General features: G+C 44.8%; 17 protein-coding genes. 11 read left to right on the top strand and 6 right to left on the bottom strand.

Going from position 1 to position 22,554, the window contains the following annotated elements:
• Positions 1–16: 16 nt before the first annotated feature.
• The 4 genes from NL643_RS00110 to NL643_RS00125 all read left to right on the top strand — a co-directional run bounded on the left by NL643_RS00110 (position 17) and on the right by NL643_RS00125 (position 3,466).
• A complete protein-coding gene (locus tag NL643_RS00110) occupies positions 17–994 on the top strand; it encodes a J domain-containing protein (protein ID WP_253643696.1) in 978 nt (325 codons plus the stop codon).
• A 177-nt stretch (positions 995–1,171) separates the two neighbouring features.
• Complete coding sequence (locus NL643_RS00115; RefSeq protein ID WP_005377960.1) at positions 1,172–1,354, top strand: hypothetical protein; 183 nt, start codon at positions 1,172–1,174, stop codon at positions 1,352–1,354.
• Between the two features lie 412 nt (positions 1,355–1,766).
• A complete protein-coding gene (locus NL643_RS00120; RefSeq protein WP_109168452.1) occupies positions 1,767–2,159 on the top strand; it encodes a SulA-like leucine-rich domain-containing protein in 393 nt (130 codons plus the stop codon).
• 203 nt (positions 2,160–2,362) lie between these two features.
• Complete coding sequence (locus tag NL643_RS00125) at positions 2,363–3,466, top strand: phosphoribosylaminoimidazolesuccinocarboxamide synthase (protein ID WP_253643697.1); 1,104 nt, start codon at positions 2,363–2,365, stop codon at positions 3,464–3,466.
• 78 nt (positions 3,467–3,544) lie between these two features.
• Here NL643_RS00125 and NL643_RS00130 read toward each other — a convergent pair whose 3' ends face one another.
• From NL643_RS00130 to NL643_RS00140, 3 genes are all read right to left on the bottom strand, one after another.
• Positions 3,545–5,218: an alkaline phosphatase gene (locus NL643_RS00130; protein WP_253643698.1), complete on the bottom strand. Its 1,674-nt coding sequence runs from the start codon at positions 5,216–5,218 to the stop codon at positions 3,545–3,547.
• A 330-nt stretch (positions 5,219–5,548) separates the two neighbouring features.
• Positions 5,549–5,926 (bottom strand): hypothetical protein, encoded by a 378-nt coding sequence (locus NL643_RS00135; protein WP_005377965.1) that lies wholly within the window; start codon positions 5,924–5,926, stop codon positions 5,549–5,551.
• A 288-nt stretch (positions 5,927–6,214) separates the two neighbouring features.
• Positions 6,215–8,575, bottom strand: a complete 2,361-nt coding sequence (locus NL643_RS00140; protein WP_253643699.1) for a helicase-related protein — start codon at positions 8,573–8,575, stop codon at positions 6,215–6,217.
• Between the two features lie 213 nt (positions 8,576–8,788).
• Between NL643_RS00140 and NL643_RS00145 the strand changes: the two genes are divergently transcribed.
• From NL643_RS00145 to NL643_RS00155, 3 genes are all read left to right on the top strand, one after another.
• Complete coding sequence (locus NL643_RS00145) at positions 8,789–10,477, top strand: NAD-dependent malic enzyme (protein ID WP_005395857.1); 1,689 nt, start codon at positions 8,789–8,791, stop codon at positions 10,475–10,477.
• Positions 10,478–10,631: 154 nt separating this feature from the next.
• Positions 10,632–11,366 carry a vancomycin high temperature exclusion protein gene (locus NL643_RS00150; RefSeq protein WP_031780501.1) on the top strand — a complete coding sequence of 245 codons (735 nt, stop codon included), beginning with the start codon at positions 10,632–10,634 and terminating at the stop codon, positions 11,364–11,366.
• A gap of 219 nt (positions 11,367–11,585) precedes the next feature.
• Positions 11,586–12,956, top strand: coding sequence for a DASS family sodium-coupled anion symporter (locus NL643_RS00155; RefSeq protein WP_005395853.1), 1,371 nt, complete (start codon positions 11,586–11,588; stop codon positions 12,954–12,956).
• Between the two features lie 142 nt (positions 12,957–13,098).
• Here the strand turns inward: NL643_RS00155 and NL643_RS00160 are convergent, their stop codons facing one another.
• Positions 13,099–14,436, bottom strand: a complete 1,338-nt coding sequence (locus tag NL643_RS00160) for a GGDEF domain-containing protein (RefSeq protein ID WP_114322450.1) — start codon at positions 14,434–14,436, stop codon at positions 13,099–13,101.
• Between the two features lie 336 nt (positions 14,437–14,772).
• Here NL643_RS00160 and NL643_RS00165 point away from each other — a divergent pair, with 336 nt between their 5' ends.
• Positions 14,773–15,597 (top strand): DUF2797 domain-containing protein, encoded by an 825-nt coding sequence (locus NL643_RS00165; RefSeq protein WP_104969321.1) that lies wholly within the window; start codon positions 14,773–14,775, stop codon positions 15,595–15,597.
• An 89-nt stretch (positions 15,598–15,686) separates the two neighbouring features.
• Here NL643_RS00165 and NL643_RS00170 read toward each other — a convergent pair whose 3' ends face one another.
• Positions 15,687–16,922 (bottom strand): cysteine desulfurase-like protein, encoded by a 1,236-nt coding sequence (locus NL643_RS00170; RefSeq protein ID WP_253643700.1) that lies wholly within the window; start codon positions 16,920–16,922, stop codon positions 15,687–15,689.
• Complete coding sequence (locus tag NL643_RS00175) at positions 16,906–17,562, bottom strand: 2OG-Fe dioxygenase family protein (protein WP_005393193.1); 657 nt, start codon at positions 17,560–17,562, stop codon at positions 16,906–16,908. Before NL643_RS00175 ends, NL643_RS00170 begins: the two co-directional genes overlap by 17 nt.
• Positions 17,563–17,921: 359 nt before the next feature.
• Between NL643_RS00175 and trxB the strand changes: the two genes are divergently transcribed.
• The 3 genes from trxB (at position 17,922) to cydC (ending at position 22,486) form a co-directional block, all read left to right on the top strand.
• Entirely contained in the window at positions 17,922–18,881 is a 960-nt protein-coding gene (gene trxB, locus NL643_RS00180; protein WP_005393195.1) for a thioredoxin-disulfide reductase, read from the top strand.
• A 103-nt stretch (positions 18,882–18,984) separates the two neighbouring features.
• Entirely contained in the window at positions 18,985–20,772 is a 1,788-nt protein-coding gene (gene cydD, locus NL643_RS00185; protein ID WP_170902127.1) for a cysteine/glutathione ABC transporter permease/ATP-binding protein CydD, read from the top strand.
• The gene (gene cydC, locus NL643_RS00190) at positions 20,765–22,486 is read left to right on the top strand and encodes a cysteine/glutathione ABC transporter ATP-binding protein/permease CydC (RefSeq protein WP_253643701.1); all 1,722 of its coding nucleotides are present in this window, start codon (positions 20,765–20,767) and stop codon (positions 22,484–22,486) included. Before cydD ends, cydC begins: the two co-directional genes overlap by 8 nt.
• Positions 22,487–22,554: the final 68 nt, after the last annotated feature.

Consider the following 22,554-nt stretch of genomic DNA (forward strand, 5'->3'; position numbering starts at 1 on the left):
TAGGCCTGACATATCAATGTCTGTCAAAACGTCTGCCCTACTCTGCTTATTTAGCCTCAGCTTTTCTGGTTACTCGCTTGCCTCTCAAGCTCCAAATGACCCCATAGAACAATATGAGTATGCACAGCAATTATTGGCATCAAACAAAGCTGAAGCCTCACCAGAAACGCGTTACTGGCTAGAGCAATCCGCCAACCAAGGTTACCTCCCTGCGCAAAAACAGCTCGCGAACGACTTTGCTAAAGGGATAAATGGCGAAAAAAATGAAACACAAGCGTTATATTGGCTGACCTCTATCGCACTCAATGACCCAACCGATCGTGGCTTTCTTCTCGCTAACTTTATTCAGCACAATCAAGACAAGGTCACAGCTTCTCAATTGACTGAAGCTTTGTATCAAATGGCTTCTCAGCATAATCCAGCAGCAGAACAGGCTTATAATCAACTGTTAGAGCAGCGCTTCAATCAACTACGAGCTAAACAAGTCTCACAAATAAAATCACTCGATAAAAAGGCGGAGCAAACACAAGAAGAGAAAAGCACAACAATTGCAAAACCCAACGTAGAATACTCGCAGTTTTTATGGCTGATCTGGCTAGCGGCGATACTCATCATCAGCGGCTTAAGTTTTCTCGTAATCAAGAAACTTAAGCAGAATAGAAAAGCGCTTGAAGCCAAAGAGGAAAGCCAAAATCAGAGAATGGCGGCAAAAGTTAAAGAGCTAGAGTTTACGAATAAGCAACTGAAGCGTCAGTTAGAGAAAGTATTCAAAGAATTTAAGAAATCCAAAACCCAGGCAGAGAACCATAAGCTAAGCGTCGCATGCGCCATGTTTGGCTACACACCACAACACATCCCTGATTTACAAGCAATAAAGCTACGCTATAGACAGCTATCAAAGCTTTATCATCCGGACACAAGAGGCAGTGAAGAAGAAATGAAGCGACTCAATCATGCCTTTAAGCTTGTCTCACAAAATGTTACAAAACAGTAAAAACAGGTCAAGATACTTTGGCTAGCATGCTTTTAGACCTATATAATCAAGCGCCGCAATCGATCTCCCTCTCAAACAAATTAACAGACATTTAACTTAAGTCTCGCTTTTATGCCATAATGCTCAGCGCAAAATAACACCTAACGACTCAAATTAATCTAGGTGGGGAGAAAATCAATGTTCACTGAAGAAGGCACCTGTGATTGGTGTAAAAAACCTAGTCTTGTAACTCGTCACGATTATTTAGATGGCAAGCACCATTACTCATGTAAAGCTTGTTACGACATGGCAAAAATCGACGTGCGCCTATTTAACCAAGGCGAATTGCAAATGCGCGAACGATTGCAACGAGCGAGCTAAGCAAGACGGAATCAACGGAACTGATTTTCAAGGGCGCCTTTTAAGGCGCTTTTTTGATCGCCCAAGCCTATTTCCAATCTCTATCTCGTATTCCCTCCTATCCTACATAGCATGTCGCATCGGTTATCAGCCCCTCTCCTACTGTATACAAACCACTGTCCGTGAAACAACACCTGTATATACAGTAGTGAACCCCTGTATGTATCTCGTCCAATTTTCTACTCATCTCACATTTTTAAATTGATGTTAGACATATCAGAAATAAAAAATAACCAAATAAATTCAAACACTTAAAATACAATCTTTTTATTTTCTTCTCAAAAAACCGCAAATAACTTTTGAGAAACGGGTTGATCAGGTCGTTAAAACAAACTACTGTATACACATACAGCATGTATAAAGGAACAGTAAGATGCAGTTACAAAGTCAATCTCATACATACTCTCGTTACAACGTATTGGCACAAGCAACTCAGCCCATGGCCGTTTCGGATCAGCTTCTATCTAAGCTGGCAGTTTTATCGCAGCAGAAACAATGGATTTTGTTTACAGCAGACTGCCCTCGCCCAGACTTTGAACAACTCACTGCTTCTAATATTTGCTGTAGAAACGTGATTCAAATGAAGCCTTCTCAACAGCTTTCAGAAGTCGAGATCGTGATCAAAGCCATCCGATCAGGTAATGCCAGTGCTGTTGTCGCATCAAATAAAATTGCACTTATGAATCAATCGATGTTGCACGACATGGCGCAACGCTATCAGTGTGAAGTCTTTTTCGTCGAAGGCAGAGTTAATAAGTACCACTAATAAGTTCGACGTTATCCATCCTGCATCTCGCCTCCTTTTTAAGGGGGCTTTTTTTGTATTAAAGAAAACAGGCAAACGTTTGCTTTTTCTCTGGCGAGTTAAAATAGTTCTGGTATGATGCCCACATTCGATTTATTCAGCGCCCACATTTTGCTGAATATCTTCTCTTTCTGACGTTTGATTAAGATGATAGGAATGTCGCAATGAGCCTTGCTAATCAAGTACTTGCCGTCAATGACGACCTGCCAATTCGCACCCATAAACCCGTTCATAGCGGAAAAGTTCGTTCAGTTTACTGGTTAACTGAAGAAGACAGCGCCCGACTGATCAAAGAAAAAGGATACGATGTCGCTCCAGATGCGCCTTTGGCTATCATGGTGATTAGCGACCGAATCTCTGCATTCGATTGTATTTGGCATGCTGAAGGTGGTCTTAATGGTGTCCCTGGTAAAGGGGCTGCGCTTAATGCGATTTCTAATCACTGGTTCAAACTATTCAAAGAAAATGGCTTAGCAGATAGCCACATTCTAGACATTCCTCACCCTTTTGTTTGGATTGTACAAAAAGCCAAACCGGTAAAAATCGAAGCCATCTGCCGCAAATACATCACGGGTTCGATGTGGCGCGCTTACGCAAATGGCGAGCGCGAGTTTTGTGGAATCCAACTTCCTGAAGGGTTAGGAAAAGACAAAGCACTGCCAGAGTTGCTCATGACCCCATCCACAAAAGGCATTCTAAAAGGTATTCCCGGTGTGCTAGAAGCGGATGACGTTAATATTACTCGTCAAAATATCGTAGACAACTACGAAGAATTTAACTTCTCAAGCGCTGACGATATCGCACTCTACGAAAAACTGCTGAAAGAAGGCTTTAACGTTATCAGCCAAGCGTTAGAAGAAATCGACCAAATCTTTGTCGATACCAAATTCGAATTTGGTTATGTTCATGATGCTGCTGGCAATGAGAAGCTGATTTACATGGATGAAGTGGGTACACCAGACTCGTCTCGTATATGGGATGCTAAAGAGTACCAAGCAGGTCACATCGTAGAGAACTCAAAAGAAGGTTTCCGCCAGTTCCTACTTAACCACTTCCCTGACCCAGATATCTTGCTAAACAAAGAACGTATGCCAGAGCGCGAAGCACTCGCTCGTGATAATGCTTTACCCGTCGAATCTTTGATGGCGATTTCGAGCACCTACATTGGTATTGCCGAGAAGATTACAGGCAAGCCGATTCATTTGAGTGAGAATCCGAAAGCGGAAATCATCGAAGTTCTGAGCAAAGAATACGGATTGATTGACTAGCACTGTCGCTAGATTGCTAAACGCTTTCCAATAAAAAGTCCGCACTAGCTTGCGGACTTTTTTCGTATTAGGCTCAGTTTAGCCGATATTTAACGTAGTGCCATCTGTTGTAGAGGCTGACTTAGTCGTCACCTGATATGTTTTGTCTTTAATCGTTGATACGAAATACCAGGTCGACTCTGCCTTGTCGGGCGTAAAAGTAACGCGCATAAAGCCACGCTGTTTGATGTCTGCCCACTGTAATTCTGACACTAAGTGCGGCAACGTGTATTCCATTTGAGCGATCGCAACAGGATCTAACGCTAGGTAGGCCTCTAGCCCAGGGGAACTCACCGAGCTAGTTGCAAACTCTATCCCGATAGGATGCTTAGATACGTCTTTCAGCTCACTTGCCCATGCGTTGTGCGTATCTCCTGCCAAGCAGACAAAGTTACCACTGTTGGCTTTGGCCAGTTGATAAACTTTCTCTCGCTCAACGTAGTAACCATCCCATGCATCTAGGTTATACGGGAGAGAAATGGTATCTGAACTTGGGTCAGAGAGGTAACCCGTAATCGCAGAGTTTACTGCTAATAACGCCTCTGTTTTTTGTTCTTCAGTGGCAGTAAACAATTGAAACATAGCGGTCATAACCGAACTTGGCAGCTCCATACGAGACATTAACACTTGTTGCCCTAGCACATTCCAAGTTGCGTCGTGCGTACTGAACGCATCCATCAGCCAAGCGAGTTGGTCAGCGCCTAACAGCTCTCGGTCTTCACTGCGCGACTGAGCAACTAAACCGCCAATCGCTTCCATCGTTGGTGAGCTGAGCGAGAAGTAATCCAACGGTTTATCACGCCCCACAAGTCGCGTGTCGAGCATCATCAAATTGACTAAACTTCCAAACGAAAACTGACGGTAAATCAGCATATTTGAGAAAGTGTTTTCACGAACGGGCAACCATTCTGTCCACGCGGCAGCCGCAGCTGCACGACGATCATTAAAGCTGCCTTCCTCTTCTTGATGGTTTTCCGCACCATTTTTCCAAGTATCATTTGCAAGCTCATGGTCATCCCAGACAGCAATCATTGGTAGGCTCGCATGTAACGCTTGCAGATCAGCATCTTGGCGATATTGCGCATACCGTTTTCGGTAATCATCTAAGGTAATACATTCAGTGCCTTTGCTTGGCTCTCGCCCTAGTGCCTCAGCATCTTCACTAGCGTAGCCACCAGCACCATACTCATAAATGTAATCACCGAGATGAAGCACCACATCAAACGGGTCTTGTTCATGTTGATTTAAGATCTCTCGATACACATGGAAATAGCCTGCAGGATAGTTTGCACAAGAAACAACCGCCATGGATGCCTTTTCTACACCATCCTTTGGTAATGTTTGAGTTTGCCCGACTTCGCTAGTGACATCTCCAACCATGAATCGATAGTAGTAGCGAGAATTTGCGTTGAGATTTTGAACATCGACTTTTACCGTGAAATCTCGGCTCGTGTCTGTGGCAAAAGTGCCACTTTGCACGATATCAGTAAAATTTTCGTTAGATGAAACTTGCCAGCTTACATCTGCGTAGCTTGCTGAGGTCGTAACACGAGTCCAAATGATTACTTGTGTTTGAGTAGGATCTCCACTCGCCACTCCGTGCTCAAAGGTAACCGCAACAGATTCACTAGCATCGCTACCACAGCCCACCAGCCCGGTAACAATCGCCGTTGAAGAGGCAGCTTTCATAAAGTCTCGACGAGACAAAGACATATTGACTTCCTTTCTTATTGTGTTTGTTTTTATGCCCAAATGACGTGGTGACTCAATCATCCTTGTATGCCAATAAGGGACGTTAATTCGAACTTACAGTACCAACCACTTAGTCGGTAATTTGTCCTAAAAACACAAAGTTAGAAGCTAGTTATGACAATTGCATTTCCAAACGTTACATTTTTGTTAATTTAAGTGCAAATACTCTATATTCATCACACTTCCTAAGACCTGTGACAAAAACCTCAAAATAAAAAAGCGACCTACTTTGAGGTCGCTTTTCATTGCACTATTGTTAAGTAGTACATCGATGAAGTGGAAATACTCAGCCTAAAACTTGATGTTAAGAACATCTTGTTCTGACGTGTCCACTTTCAACTGACTGCGAGATTCTATGTACTCGATTTGCTGAACATCGAGCGAATATGGCATAACGACTCGCAATTCATTGATCCCTTCATGTTTAGCTAGCTGGGTTAAGCGGACCAAATTGGATTCATCACTTTTACGAGAAGACATCGATTTTAATGCGGCATCCCACAGCCGATCTTCAGGCTTGCTCAATTCCGCAATGTTCTGTTTCCACATCAAACCGAAAATGGGCGCGATGGTGGCAAATGCCTCTAAGAAGGTCCATTTTTTACTACCTGTCGCCCCTAAAAAGCTAGTGTAGTCGAATTCAATGCACGTCTTTCCTTGTTGATCCATTCTATGCCCCCGACACTCGAAAATGAGATATACCAAATATCGTTCAACTGTTTTGATATAGCAATGGGATATAAAACATTCGTCTTTTATGCACTAATTTACATGCAAAAGGAAATATTAAAACCAGCTTTGTAACAACTGATGTACAGCTTCGCCATATATAAGCATTCAATTGATTAATATTTCAATTAAGAAACTAAAAACAACACGTAAGTAACGCTATCAATATGAAATCATTATAGATTCACCAAGAAAATATCAATTCTTGTCACAACGTCATCCGCCTACCTACTTCACATCAATCACTCGACTGGCCTTTTTATACTGTATCTTCCAACCAGCCCAGCGTGGCAGCTCCCAACGCTTTGGATCCCCCTTACGGTTTCCCTCTCGATAAACGACCTGTACCAGTTTGCGAGACGCATAATACTCAACATCCAGTTGGAGTTCTGGCAGCGAAAGTTCTAAAGGGTACTGCTCCGTGAAATCGTCGTATTCCCATTCTGGAACACCGTTAAATGTTAAGTCTTCCGGTTCAAACAACGCCATATCATCGACATTTTCAACGCCTAATGTTTCCAACTGATCCTTTAACCAGCTAGAAAATGTCAAGGAGGCCAAGTCGTTAACCTCTTCTTCTTCTTCTTCGACATTAAGGCCCAATGCGTTGTAGAGTTTCCAGTGTTGGATTTGTTGTTTTCTTTGAGAAGCAAAACCTGGTAACAGTGTCTCGTCTTCTATCATTTCGACAATAGACTGAACAGCAACATCACCTTGTAACGCTTGGTGTTCAGAACAGACTGTTCGCCCGGCGTAGACCAAATGCATTGTTGCTCTTGGCGTCTCTTCTTCATAATTAGTCTCACCTTGTTGCCACTCCCCAAATTCAAGTTCGCGTAACAACGTCAGCGGGATAGGCATCATGACCGATGCGAGGTTTAGTGTTTGCTTAACACCTCGTCCTGGCACGCTATGGCTATCTAGCACGATGGCCGCTTCTTCTTTATCAGGAAAGCGGCTGTTACGCCCAACCAGCATCTCGACTACGCCATTTCCTAGAGCATCTCTTCGACGAGCTCGTCGGACAAACACAAGCTCAGGGTGCAATGAGGCGATGGAGAAAAAGAGCGCTTCACGTTTATATCGAGAGGCAACGTCAAGTTCCGGTAATTCAAATACTTCTCGCATTTGTTTCGCTAAACCTTGTGCCTCTTCGAGTGCGCTGGCATCAATGACAATGCCCGGAAGTCGTTCCCCCCGAACCAAACGGATAAGCAAAGAGGCATCACATCCGTATGGCTCCTCTTGAGATAGAAGCTCGGCGACTTCGCCACTTTGTCGCTGATAGAGTTGCGCAGGCACAGATAATGCTGCTGCCAAGTCAATCATTGCTTCCTTCTCTGTCTTCGCTTGAATTCTGGTAACAAGATCGGCAAACAGTGCATCAATGGGTAGTGGATATACTTTTCTCCCGTGCTGCGTGACATTGCCATCCTCATCAATCGCTTCCATAGATAACAACGTCGAATGAGATGCCTCTAGCGACTTTGGAGGAATTGAGTCGAGAAAATCGAGTGTTGAAAGACGGTATCCACAACAAGCCGCTGCCAGCATGGGCTCGACGAGCTCTTCTCTGTGCAATTCTGGAGGCGTCACTAATTCTAAAGGCGCGTGTTCACCATATAGACGAATACAAGCCCCTTCAGCAACACGGCCCGCCCGCCCCATTCGCTGCGCGGCGCTGGCCTTAGAAATGTGGGTCAGCGTTAACGCTGTGCGACCGTTACGTTGAATGGTTCGACGCTCTAAGCCGCTATCAATGACAACTCGGATGTTAGGTATCGTTAAGGAGGTTTCCGCAACATTGGTTGCCAATACGACTTTTCGTTGTTTTTGCGTAGTTAACGCGCAGTGCCGTTCTTCATCACTAACCGAGGCATGAAGTTTGACCACCATGACATCGCCGCAACTTTGTAGCATCTGCGCACATTGGGTGATCTCTTTACGTCCTGGGAGAAAAACAAGAATATCGCCATCTTCATCTTTCAGTGCCTCTTTTACCGCTCCGACAACCTCCTGTTCACATCCCTTTTTGTTCGGTAAATAGCGGCTGTCTGTGGAACGATGTGTCACCGTGACTGGAAAGCAACGCCCTTCAGATCGCAGACGCTTCGCATTCAGGTAACGCGCTAGCTTTTCGCCCTCCAGCGTAGCGGAAGTGACGATCAACCGATGTTGATTTTCTTGCTTCAAAATTGCGGTTAATAGATCAATATCCCAGCGTCGCTCGTGAAATTCGTCCACTATCACGATATCGAAGCCTGCTAGCTTGTTTTCCGCAAACCAACGCAGTGCGACTCCCGGAGTCACAAATACAACTTCGGTTTTTTCATCAAAGTAGGCATGAAGCTTGATCGCGTAACCGACTTTGCGACCTATTGGCTCACCAGATTGCTCCGCAAGATATTCAGCCAGCGAGGTACAAGCAATTCGACGTGGTTCAATAACCAGCACGCGTCCGTGTTTTGCCGCCCACATAGGCAAACGGGTAGATTTACCTGACCCGGTTTCGGCTTCCACCACGAGATGGTTTTGGTTCACATGTTGGTCAAACTCAGCTTGCAGGCTGTCGATAGGTAGTTGAAACATAGAAATTGGATTTGATTTGATGATGCAGAACATTATACCCAAGTAAAAAAATCCTGCTTTAGGTATCTCTAAACAACCAATATTGCCGATATTTTCGGCGGTATCTGAGTTTTTTTGCGACATTACATTGATGTGCATCAACGCATGTTTACAACTAAATGGTGAACCCGTTAAAATTTGGTGCGCATCCTTCAACCCTACATAAGGCACCCAATGAACAACGATAAACGCCCACTATATATTCCATATGCGGGTCCGGCTCTTTTAGCAACCCCTCTTTTGAACAAAGGCAGTGCATTCTCTGCTGAAGAACGTAGTTCATTCAACTTAGAAGGCTTGCTTCCAGAGTCTACCGAAACAATCCAAGAGCAGGTGGAACGTGCCTACCAGCAATACAAGAGTTTCGAAAGCGATATGGATAAGCACATTTATCTGCGTAATATCCAAGACACCAACGAAACACTGTATTACCGCCTAGTGCAAAACCACATTTCTGAGATGATGCCTATCATCTACACGCCAACTGTCGGCGCAGCATGTGAAAACTTCTCTAACATTTACCGCCGTGGTCGTGGTCTATTCATTTCATATCCGAACCGTGACCGTATTGACGACTTGCTGAATAATGCAGCAAACCACAACGTTAAAGTGATTGTTGTGACAGATGGTGAACGTATCCTTGGCTTGGGTGACCAAGGTATCGGCGGCATGGGTATTCCTATTGGTAAACTGTCACTTTATACCGCGTGTGGTGGTATCAGCCCTGCTTACACGCTACCAATCGTGCTTGATGTGGGTACCAATAACCCGCAACGTTTAGCTGATCCGATGTACATGGGTTGGCGTCACCCTCGTATTACGGGTGCAGAATACGATGCATTTGTAGAAGAGTTTATTCAAGCAGTACAGCGCCGTTGGCCTGATGCCTTGATCCAGTTCGAAGACTTTGCTCAGAAAAATGCGATGCCTCTTCTTGAGCGTTACAAAGATCGCGTGTGCTGCTTCAATGATGATATTCAAGGCACGGCGGCCGTTACTGTTGGCTCTCTACTTGCCGCCTGTAAAGCAGCAGGCACTCAGCTGTCTAAACAGCGTATCACCTTCTTGGGCGCTGGCTCTGCTGGTTGCGGTATCGCAGAAGCGATCATCGCACAAATGGTATCGGAAGGGATTTCTGACGAGCAAGCTCGCTCACAAGTTTACATGGTTGACCGTTGGGGTCTGTTACAAGAAGGTATGCCTAACCTTCTTGATTTCCAACAACGCCTGGTGCAGAAACATACCAATACGAAAGAGTGGGAAAATGAAGGAAATGGCTTCTCACTCCTCGACGTTATGCGTAACGCCAAACCAACGGTACTGATTGGTGTTTCTGGTGCTCCTGGCCTATTTAGCCAAGAAGTCATCGAAGAAATGCATAAACACTGTAAGCGTCCGATTGTCTTCCCACTGTCTAACCCAACAAGCCGCGTGGAAGCGACACCGAACGACATCATTCGTTGGACAAATGGTGAAGCACTGGTTGCAACAGGTAGCCCATTTGAGCCTGTGGTTCATGAAGGTCGCACTTACCCTATTGCACAATGTAACAACAGCTACATCTTCCCTGGCATTGGCCTTGGTGTACTTGCTGTAAACGCAAAACGTGTCACCGACGAAATGCTAATGGAATCGAGCCGTGCGCTCGCAACATGCTCTCCTCTAGCAATCAACGGTCGTGGTGCACTACTTCCACCGTTGGAAGAGATTCACTCGGTATCGAAAAAGATCGCGTTTGCTGTTGGTAAGAAGGCAATCGAACAAGGTGTGGCATTAGAAATTACTGATGAAGCATTAAACGTAGCGATTGAACAATCGTTCTGGCAACCGGTTTACCGTCGTTACAAACGCACTGCGTTTTAAGCTTGAGACATTTCGTTTAATAATTAGCCCCTACCATGTAGGGGCTTTTATTTTTTTATCATCCTAACCAGATTTTGGCATAAATGGGCTTCTCTCTTTTTGTTTCTATCAGATATGATGAGAACTACATTTTTAGTTAAGGATATAAAACGTTTTGTTGTTTTCTCGCATAAGATCAAAGTGGAAGCTGAAATTTTCCTGGAAGCGGCTTGCTTTGATTTTGTCGATCTCTGTACTTAGTCTGCTTGTTTCTGTTATTGCCATCGACCGGTGGGTGGTTTTACAAGCCAAAGAAAGCATTTTCACTGAATACGAACAAATACCTCAACATGAGGTTGCTGTGGTTCTCGGTACCAGTAAATACATCGGTAAGATCCTCAACACTTACTACACTCATCGTATTAATGCGGCGATTGAGCTTTACAACCAAGGCAAAGTAAAACAGTTTTTATTGAGTGGCGATAACGCCCATCGCTCCTACAACGAACCGTGGACGATGAAACGCGACTTACTTAAAGCCGGCGTGCCTGAGGAAGTGATTCACCTTGATTATGCTGGCTTTCGTACTCTAGATTCGATTGTGAGGGCGAAAAAGATTTTTGCTTCGGAGCGCTTTCTGATTGTGACTCAGCGCTTTCATTGTGAGCGAGCGCTGTTTATTGCCGATGCTTACAACATTGATGCGCAGTGTCTTGCGGTAGCAGGACCTACGACAAACAAACAAAAAACATCAATGCGTATTCGAGAGTTGCTCGCCCGTGTGAAAGCCTTTTTAGACCTCTACATTATTAATACGCAGCCCAAGTTTCTTGGTCCTCAAGAGCCTATCGTTGCAGTAAAAGAGCCTGAAAAAATCTCTAATGAGCCTCTGCAAGTTCCCGTCGAATAGAGGAACAACGCAGCTCACAAGGCTAATAACATTTCTATAAAACAAATGGGTAGTTTTCTACCCATTTCCAATTCTCAACATCACATTTTCTAATTTGCTCTACGATTCAGGCAAAACTCTTTTTTGCATTCCAAGTAACATTTAATCAATAAATAACTACAAGTCAGTTACTTTGCCATAAAAAAACCGACAAAAGGCAATGCAAAAGGAGCACTACCCATGACCGCACTCGCTGTGACATTGAAGAACTGGTTCTTCACTCGCAACAGCATGATTTTGAACGCGAATATCGTATTGTTCATTATCTTGTTTAATACCCTACCCTTTGAGCCACAAGTAGTAACCGGCCTAAGCATCTTAGTTTTTGTTGCTATTCTTTGGCTAACCGAAGCGATTCACGTCAGCATAACCGCGCTGCTTATACCATTACTTGCGGTATTTTTAGGCGTGTTTAACACTCAGACCGCGCTGAACAACTTCTCCAACTCCATCATCTTTCTATTCTTAGGTGGTTTTGCACTTGCTGCGGCTTTGCATAAACAGAAGTTAGACCAAGCTATTGCTGATAAAGTGCTGTTACTCGCACGAGGCAAAATGTCTGTCGCTGTATTCATGCTATTTGGTGTTAGTGCTGGCCTGTCGATGTGGATTTCAAACACCGCCACTGCCGCTATGATGCTGCCCCTTGTACTGGGTGTGATGACAAAGCTAGACGCGAAGAAAAATCACAATACCTTTTTGTTTGTTCTGCTCGGCATCGCTTACAGCGCTTCGATTGGTGGTATTGCAACGCTGGTTGGTAGCCCACCAAACGCCATTGCAGCAGCTGAAGTCGGCCTAAGTTTTACTGAGTGGATGAAGCTCGGTGTGCCTATCTCATTAGTACTAATGCCAATCGCTATTCTCGTTTTGTACACCATGACTAAGCCTGACCTTAGCCACAAGTTTGACCTTGACCATCAACCAGTCGAGTGGACAAACGGCAAAATGATTACGCTGGCGATTTTCTTACTGACGGTCACGTTGTGGATTTTCAGTAAGCCTATTAACGCTATGCTAGGTGGCTTCGCTAAGTTCGATACCCTTGTCGCAATAGGTGCGATCCTTCTGCTTGGGGCTTCTCGCGCCGTCGAGTGGAAAGATATTGAGAAAACAACCGACTGGGGTGTGTTAATCCTATTTGGTGGTGGCATCTGTTTGAGTAACGTCCTAAAAGCAACCGGTACAAGCGTATTTTTGGCTCATAGCTTGTCGGGCTTCCTTGAGCAAGCTGGTATCCTTCTGACGATTCTTGCTGTAGTTGCTTTTGTTGTCTTCTTGACTGAGTTTGCAAGTAACACCGCTAGTGCTGCACTACTGGTCCCTGTATTTGCAACCATCGCAGAGGCCTTAGGCATGTCTCCGGTCATTCTCTCTGCATTGATTGCCGTCGCCGCTTCTTGTGCATTTATGTTACCAGTTGCGACGCCTCCAAATGCGATTGTGTTCGGTACGGGTCATATCAAGCAAAAAGAAATGATGCGAATTGGCTTCGTCTTAAACATTGCCTGTATTGCTGCACTAACGCTTTTCGCTTGGTTGTTCTGGTAAAAAATAACAAGTTCGATTAGCACTACACTGCTGCTCACGGTAATCATATCGATGACCTAAACTTCCCCCTAAGTGGTGTTCAGCAGTTTCCCTCTTGGTGGCCAGTTGGCCACCTTTTTTTATTCCTTTGAGTGACGAATCGTTAGGCTTGCTTCTTTTCGCAGGCAAGCAAACCATAATGAACCTCGACCCGGTTACGACCATTGCGCTTCGCTTGATAGAGCACTTCATCTGCTCTCGCCATGGTTTCTGAGACGCGTTCATTTTGCATTTGGGCGACGCCAATGCTGCATGTTAATGATTCACCGTGTACCCACAAATGACTCTCCACATTTTTGCGAATCATTTCCGACTTCTTCACAGCTTGATCAATATTGGTGTCAGGGCAAAATACAACAAATTCTTCTCCCCCCCAACGAACAAGTCGGTCATCTGGGTAGATGGAACTTGCCACCACCATGACAAATTCGCGCAATATGTCATCCCCCATTTGGTGCCCAAATTTGTCATTCACCTTCTTAAATTTATCCAAATCCATATAAAGGATACTGAATGTACTATGCCCCCAGCGAACTTGCCGTGATTGCTGCTCAAGCCAGTGCTGAACTGCGTGACGGTTCATCGCTCCCGTCAACGCATCGCGATGCGCCAACTCTGCAAACTCATAGTTTTGAGCTCGCAACGTACCATTCACCTTCTCTAAATGACGATGACGTTTTTTCGCTTTTTCATAAGCGACTCGATTTTTTCGTAATTCGTGCAGCGAAAATGCCAGTCCAAGCGCCATCCAAGAGAGTAAGAGCGCATACAGTAACGTTTCTTGTGCAAGGTAAGCGCCTTCAAACTCAATTTTATCAATCACAATTTTGTGCTCGCCAAGTGCCGCACCAGATCCGGTCGCTATATCAATACGTGTGATGTTTGAAAATTCAGGTGCTGAGTGTTCAATTGCGACTTTGTTGTCTACTAACCACCACGTCATCACCTGTAAATTTTTAATCGGAATTTCGATGATGTCGTTTGAACCGGACGGAGAAAACTGCATGCCATTGTATTTAATCGTGTACTCGTCGTCTGGTTTGGAATACTCAGGGTTATAGTTGCGCAGATATAAACGCAAATCATGGCTCGGATTGGGCCCCACCCCCGCCTCTTCATATCTCACTTTCAATCGAATCGTATGGTAGTTGGAAAGATCAATCCCCTGTGTTGGCGTTGTGGAATCGGTATAAACAGAGATTCCGCAATAAGGCCAAGCATACGAGCTTTGCTTTAAGTCACAGCTGAGAACTAGGCTTTGCTTATCGTAAATAATATCAGCCTCACTCAAGCCACCTTCGCTGGCGTCTTTAGTCGCATAGATATTGAAATGTTCTGGTGTAATGGTCAGCTTTCGTGTATCGCCAAGAACACTATAAAGCGCAACCAAACTAATAGTGCAAATAGAGAGGGCAAAGATAAATTTATGGATCCACTTCATGGGCGAGTGACCTGCTCAGCTTATATACAACACAATGTACTCAATGATTTCTCGAACTTCAAACAAAGTCATTTATCAAGAAACAAAATTACTTTTAGTCTTCGTTCTTACTTTCGATACATGGTAACGTGTTTTGAACCGTTATCACGTTTTTAAATCTCTCAAAAATGCGGTTCACTTGTTATTTGCGAAGCATTTCACAGCCGTATTTCCTAACCCATGAAGGCCAGTGCATAACATTTCAGAGCGATACATTTCGCTTTAATGTGCCTGTCAACCCTGCATCTCATCACCACTTCGGATATACTGTGCAAAAACACAATAATGAGTAATGTCATGTCATTAATTGCAACTGGTACGCTAAATAAAATGCGTGCATCTCTGGACGGTGCTGTCAGTTACCGTCTACCTGTTGGTGAGGAAGAAATTGATCTATCGCCGTTTCTGGGTAAAACGCTCACACTGACTCACACGGGCAATATTTTTTGTTGCTCATGTGGTAAGAAAACGAAAAAGAGTTATTCGCAAGGCCATTGTTTTGTCTGTATGAAAAAGCTAGCAAGCTGCGATATGTGCATCATGAAGCCAGAGACTTGTCACTACGACCAAGGGACTTGTCGCGAGCCACAATGGGGCGAAGAGAACTGCATGGTGGATCACTTTGTCTACCTATCCAATACATCCAGCTTAAAAGTTGGTATCACTCGTCATACGCAAATCCCAACTCGTTGGATTGATCAAGGTGCGACTCAGGGTTTGCCAATTTTTAAGGTAAAAACTCGCCATATCTCCGGTTTAATTGAAGTTGAACTGGCGAAACATATCGCAGATAAAACCAATTGGCGCACACTGCTGAAAGGCGACGGTGAACCAATGGCACTGCAAGATCGTTTTGCTGAGCTATTGCCGTTGGTCGAAGATAAGATTGCTGAGATAAAACAGAAATTCGGTGAAGATGCAATTGAAGTATTGAGCGAAAGCATTACCGACCTTAGCTATCCGGTGCAACAGCACCCAACTAAGATCACCTCGCATAATTTCGATAAAAACCCGGTTGTTACTGGCACTTTGCAAGGCATCAAAGGTCAATACCTCATTTTTGACACTGGCGTGATCAACGTAAGAAAATTCACTTCCTATGAAGTAGAAGTAAACGCCTAGTTTTATATGTAGCTGGTTTATTGAAATAAAAACGAAAAAGCTCGAGTTTGACTCGAGCTTTTGTTTTTCTATCAGGAAGATATGATCAGTTACGCATCAAGGATGTTTTCTAGTACATCGAACAACATATCGACTTCTTCTATTGTGTTGTAATGCATGCAACCAATTCGTACTACACCACCCGACTCTTCTAGACCAAGTTGACGAACTAAGCCCAGCGCATAAAAGTGGCCGTTCCAAACACAGATGTTGTGTTCACCCAGCGTTTTCGCGATAAATTCTGGAGAATATCGGTCGAATGTTAGCGCAAAAGTCGGTGTGCGGAGTTGGCTATCTTCTTTCGCAATGCCAAATAGATTGACACCATCTAGTGCACTCAGACGCTGTAAGAAACGCTCACTCAAGCGTTGCTCATGTTGTTCATACAATTGGTAACTTTGCTCCAATCGTTGACGAAGAGGTAAACCGGCTTCACCAAATTGAGCCAGATACTCAACCGCAGCAACGACACCAGCAAGACCTTCAAAACTTAGCGTCCCCGTTTCAAATCGGCCTGGGCCAATATTGGTTGCAGGCTCGACTTTGTACGGACGAATACTGTGCAGCCACTGATCGGCAATGTAAGCAATACCAACGTGCGGGCCGAAAAACTTGTAAGCAGAGCACGCTAAAAAGTCACACCCCAACGCTTGAACATCAACCAAGTGATGCGGCGCATAATGAACGGCATCCACATAAACTTGTGCCCCAACGTTGTGCGCCATGCTTACTACTCGCTGCACATCCACGATAGAACCAGTCGTATTCGATGCATAGGTCACCGCTACAAGGCGCGTTTTATCAGAAAGAAGACTGCTTAAATGCTCCAAGTCCAACGTACAATCATCTTCGTTGATACGAACCTGATGAACCGTAACGCCTTTATCTTCTGCCGCTTGCTGCCAGCTAGACACATTCGAATAGTGGTCCAAAGCAGAAACAATGATCTCATCTCCCTCTTGCCAATCTCGGCTAATCGCACGGCTGAGCTGAAAGGTTAACGATGTCATGTTCGCGCCGAAGACGATATTGCCAGACGACGGCGCGTTTAGCAGAGCTTGCGCTGACTCGCGTGCATTTTGCATCACGTCAACCGTCTTTTGGCTAGAAAAATAATGCCCGCCTAAGTTGGCGTTGAAACGACCTAAATATCCCACCATGCTGTCTAGCACTGATTGAGGTACCTGTGACCCGCCTGGACCATCAAAAAACGTCACAGGTTTGTCGTTATGGTATTGAGCGAGCGCCGGAAACTGCTCCCTGATCAGATTAAGATTGAAGTTCATTGCGCTTATCCGTAGCCGTGAGTACAAACACATCCATATGACCCGCTTCATCATCAATGACAGAACGGATTGGGCACGCGTTGTGCCACAGTTTACTGTCTGCCAATATTGCAACCTCACCCGTTTCTAACACCTTACGGAAAAATGGGGCTTGATTATGACTGCTGTACAGCATGATGTCGCCACCAATGATGTTATGACGTCCCACGCCAACCATTGCAATGTGATCAAAACCGTCTTGGTGTACACCTTCAGGTGCCACTTGAGTTTCTTCTTCTAGCGCTGTGATTCGGATTTGGTGAATTTCTATTTCCTGACCGTTAGGCAGATGATTCGCATTAACAAACAATTCGCACATTTCTCGGAAACCATCACTGGTGAGAATATCCTTCTCAATCGGCTCAAACTGTCTTACAACATCACCTTGGAATCGGTTGATATCAGACGATTGAACAAAGCTGTTTTTGTTTAAGTCAATGACTTTGCCATTATCAAAACCAACCACAGAATAACGTCTTAGTCGATACTGACCATCTGCATGCTCGGTACGAGGCAGTTCTTCAAACGATGGGGAAAGCTGCTCTATTGCTGCCATGCTGAGCTGTGTTAAATGCAGAGTATTCTCACGTGAATGTAACATCATTGTCTCCTTTAATGAGGCACATTAATTAACATTTAATTTACACACTAGGTTACGCAAATATTCTGCAATTGCCAGCTTTTAACGTTGATAGCTTCAACAAAACAACAAAAACAACATAACAAACCAATCCAAAGCAAAAATACAGAGCCATGTTTCAGTTTTGCGCTTTGGCGATATTTGAAACTAGACTTCTCTACTACGAATAGAATTTTATGCTAGAAGTCAACGTTCTTTATCAATCTTTAGTGGGTTCTAATCTATAACCAATTATTCGATCACAATCGTTGTTTATGCTTTTAAAGCACTAAGAATTTCCATACAATCGAGGGAAATGTTCAGCCCTTTTTGGAGCCATAATGAGCGACGTAAAACATTGTAAACTATTAATTCTTGGTTCTGGTCCAGCAGGATACACAGCTGCCGTGTACGCAGCGCGTGCCAACCTAAACCCTGTGCTTGTGACGGGAATGCAACAAGGTGGTCAGCTAACCACCACTACTGAAGTTGAAAACTGGCCCGGCGACGCTGAAGGTCTGACAGGTCCTGCATTGATGGATCGCATGAAAGAGCACGCCGAGCGTTTCGAAACTGAAATCGTGTTTGATCACATCAACGAAGTAGAACTATCACAACGCCCATTTCGTTTAAAAGGCGATTCTGGCGAGTACACATGTGACGCATTGATTATTTCTACAGGTGCATCAGCAAAATACCTTGGCCTTGAGTCTGAAGAAGCATTTAAAGGTCGCGGCGTTTCTGCTTGTGCAACCTGTGACGGTTTCTTCTACCGTAATCAGAAAGTTGCAGTTGTGGGCGGTGGTAACACTGCTGTTGAGGAAGCACTTTACCTATCTAACATTGCGTCAGAAGTTCACCTGATCCACCGCCGCGATTCATTCCGTGCAGAGAAGATCCTTGTGAAACGTCTGATGGATAAAGTTGAAAGCGGTAATATCGTTCTTCATACTGATCGAACTCTCGATGAAGTACTTGGCGACGACATGGGCGTAACTGGCGTTCGTATTAAAGACGTCAACACAGGTGCGACTGAAGACCTTGAAGTGATGGGCGCGTTTATTGCGATCGGCCACCAGCCAAACACACAAATCTTTGAAGGCCAAGTAGACATGAAAGATGGCTACATCATCGTTAAGTCTGGCCTAGAAGGCAACGCGACACAAACTAGCATTGAAGGTGTATTTGCAGCTGGCGACGTTATGGACCATAACTACCGTCAAGCTATCACATCTGCAGGTACAGGTTGTATGGCGGCATTAGATGCTGAGCGTTTCTTAGACTCACTTGGTGACAAATAACTTTTCACATTTGTGTCATATCCTTAAAGCCCAGCGGTATTCCCGCTGGGTTTTCTTTTGTATACTACCGCCTCATTAAAACAATTATCATTAAGCCTTCACGATGGATAAGAAAAAGCAAAGCAGCTTGAATAAGTGGCTTAAGCAACAAAGTAAGTTAGCCAAGCGCTGGCTTATGATTGCGATAGGCCTAGGCGTACTTTCAAGCGTGTTTTTATTGGCTCAAGCAGCCCTGCTCGCCTCCATTCTGCACCAGTTAATCATTGACCAAGTCGACAAAGCCGACCTCATTTGGCATTTTGTTGGGCTTGGTGGCACGGTTATCGGTCGAGCTGCTTGTACCTGGGGTCGAGAGCTTGCCGGTTACCGTTGCGGTGAGCAAATTCGAGTTTATATTCGCCAACTCATTTTAGATAAAGTTCATAAACTTGGGCCCGCTTACATCAAAGGCAAACCTGCCGGCAGCTGGGCGACGCTCATCTTAGAGCAGGTAGAAGATATGCAAGATTTCTTCTCTCGCTACTTGCCTCAGATGTCATTATCGGTATTAGTGCCTTTCATTATTTTGGTTGTCGTATTCCCAGTAAACTGGGCGGCAGGCTTGATCTTCCTCGTCACTGCACCACTGGTGCCTATTTTCATGGCACTGGTTGGGATGAAAGCCGCAGAAGCAAACCGTAAAAACTTTAAAGCGATGCAGCGTTTGTCCGGTCACTTTTATGACCGCTTGCAAGCAATGACGACCATTCGCTTATTCGATAGAACAAAATCTGAAACTGAAACTCTGAAGGGTGCTTCGGAAGTCTTTCGTACTCGCACCATGGACGTTCTGAAAATCGCGTTTCTATCTTCTGCGGTTTTAGAGTTTTTCACTTCCATTTCTATCGCAATTACCGCCGTCTACTTTGGCTTTAGTTATATCGGAGAGCTCGATTTCGGCTACTACGGCACAGGTGTTACGCTATTTGCTGGTTTGTTCATTCTGATTCTTGCGCCAGAGTTTTATCAGCCATTACGTGATTTGGGCACGTTCTACCATGCGAAACAGCAAGCGGTTGGCGCAGCAGAAAGTATTGTCGAGTTTCTAGATTTGGAAGTCGATCAAATCAAAGATGGCACCCAAGCGTTAGATAAAAACAGCCCTATCCATATTGAAGCAGACGAGTTAACCATTTTTAGTCCGGAAGGTAAGCAGCTCGCGGGTCCCCTATCCTTTTCTCTTGAAGCCAACAAAAGTACGGCTTTGGTTGGACCAAGTGGCGCAGGTAAAACAAGCTTGGTCAACACCATCCTCGGTTTCATGCCTTATCAAGGTAGCTTGAAGATTAATGGTTGTGAATTGTCACAACTGGATCTAGCCACATGGCGAGAGGCCGTAAGCTGGATTGGTCAAAACCCGATGCTATTACATGGCAGCATTCGAGATAACGTCACGTTAGGCAAACACAACATTCAAGATGCAGACGTTCATTCTGTTTTGAATGACTCTCATGCTGCTGAATTTGTTGAAATGCATGGGTTGGATTACCCGATATCTGACCGCTCTGGTGGTTTATCTGTCGGCCAAGCCCAGCGTTTAGCGTTGGCTCGCGCTATGCTACAAAATGGTCGTTTTTGGTTATTAGATGAACCGACCGCAAGCTTAGATGCTCGTAGTGAAAAACTCGTCATGGAAGGCATTAACAAGTACGCACATGCCACAACGAATTTGATGATTACTCACCAGTTGGCACCTTTACAAAGCGTATCGCAAATTCTTGTTATGCAGGACGGCCAGATTGTTCAACGTGGTGATTACGACACACTGTCGACAGAAGATGGCTTATTTAAAGACATGTTGGAAGCGAACCTCGCACAACGTGAAACAGACAAGGGGAACTTAGATGCGTGATTTACTCCCTTATCTAAAACTCTATAAGAAACATTGGTTTGGTCTTTCGCTAGGTATGCTATTGGCATTTCTGACCTTAGCTGCATCTATTGGCTTATTAACGCTATCGGGTTGGTTTATTTCAGCCGCAGCGGTGGCAGGCTTGACGGTTGCTCGTGAGACCTTCAACTACATGTTACCAGGTGCCGGGGTACGCGGCGCTGCAATGGCTCGAACCGCAGGTCGATGGGGAGAACGTGTCGTTAGCCACAATGCAACGTTCAAGCTGCTTACCGATTTACGTATCTTCTTCTTTAAGAAACTTGCACCACTGATTCCGGGTCGTGTTTCTACGATGCGTGATGCCGATCTGCTCAACCGCCTAGTGGCGGACGTAGATGCGATGGATCACGTTTACCTTCGACTTATCAGCCCTGTCGTGATTGGTATTTTTGGCATAATGAGTTTAACGGCTGTCCTGGCGTTCTTTGATTGGCATCTCGCCCTACTGCTTGGCTCGATTCTTACCGTCATGTTGTTTGTATGGCCGGTACTGTTCTATAAACTGGGTAAAAACAATGGCGAGAATCTCACTCATCATAAAGCGCAATTACGAGTAGCGACACTGGACTGGCTTCAAGGCTACAGCGAACTGAGTATCTTTGGAGCAGAAGAGCGTTATCGCAATCTCATTCTAGAGAAGCAAAAGCAGCTGTTGTCTAATCAGTTTGTGAACGCGAATTTAACGGGCATGGCTTCAGGCCTGCTTATGCTTGTGAACGGTCTTACACTGGTTGTGATGCTTTGGTTTGCTGCAGACGGCGTAGGAGGTCGTGCTCCTGATCCTTGGATTGCGTTGTTTGCATTTGCAACGATGGCAAGTTTTGAAATTTTGATGCCTATTGCGGGCGCGTTCCAGTACCTGGGGCAAACGTTGACTTCTGCTCGTCGTTTAAATGAAGTAATTTTGGCTGAACCTGACGTTGTCTTCCCTGAGCAATCGAAACATAAAGGCACAACGTTAGACATTGAATTCGACAACATTGACTTCACTTACCCTGACGGTCAGCAAAAGGTGCTGAAAGACTTGTCACTCTCACTACCGTTGGGCACTAAAACAGCCATTGTAGGTCAAACAGGTTCAGGTAAATCAACACTAATTCAGCTTCTTTGTCGCTACTGGGATGTTAACCAAGGTGAAGTTCGAATCGGTGGTACAAGACTGCAAGATTGGAGCGAGTCTGACCTGCGAGAAGCAATGACAGTGGTCAGTCAACGCGTTGATGTACTGAATGGAACACTGCGTGACAACTTACTTATGGCCGCTCCAGAAGCAAGTGATGAGCGACTGTCTGAGATTCTTCAAAAAGTCGAACTTGGTGGCCTTCTTGAGGATCCAGGGTTAGACGCTTGGTTAGGCGACGGTGGTCGTCAGTTATCTGGTGGAGAGAAACGCCGAATCGGTATCGCTCGCGCATTGCTACGTGATGCCCCAATCCTACTCTTAGATGAACCGACTGAAGGCCTCGATAAGCGTACGGAACAAAAAGTGATGGCGCTTTTCAATGAGCACTTTGCTAATAAGACAGTGGTATTCATTACACACCGACTTATAGAATTAGAAAACATGGATAGCATCTGTTTGATGGAACAAGGTGAGATCATCGAGCAAGGCGATCATCCAACGCTACTCGCTCAGAAAGGTCGTTACTACCAGCTATTACAGTCTCTATAATTCAATATTCTGTGACGAGAAGGGCTCATCAAACGATGAGCCCTTTTGCTATTCCTGTATTGTCAATT

The sequence above is a fragment of the Vibrio sp. Y42_MX_L11 genome (genome assembly GCF_024181785.1).
GTDB classification, from domain to species: Bacteria; Pseudomonadota; Gammaproteobacteria; order Enterobacterales; family Vibrionaceae; genus Vibrio; species Vibrio diabolicus.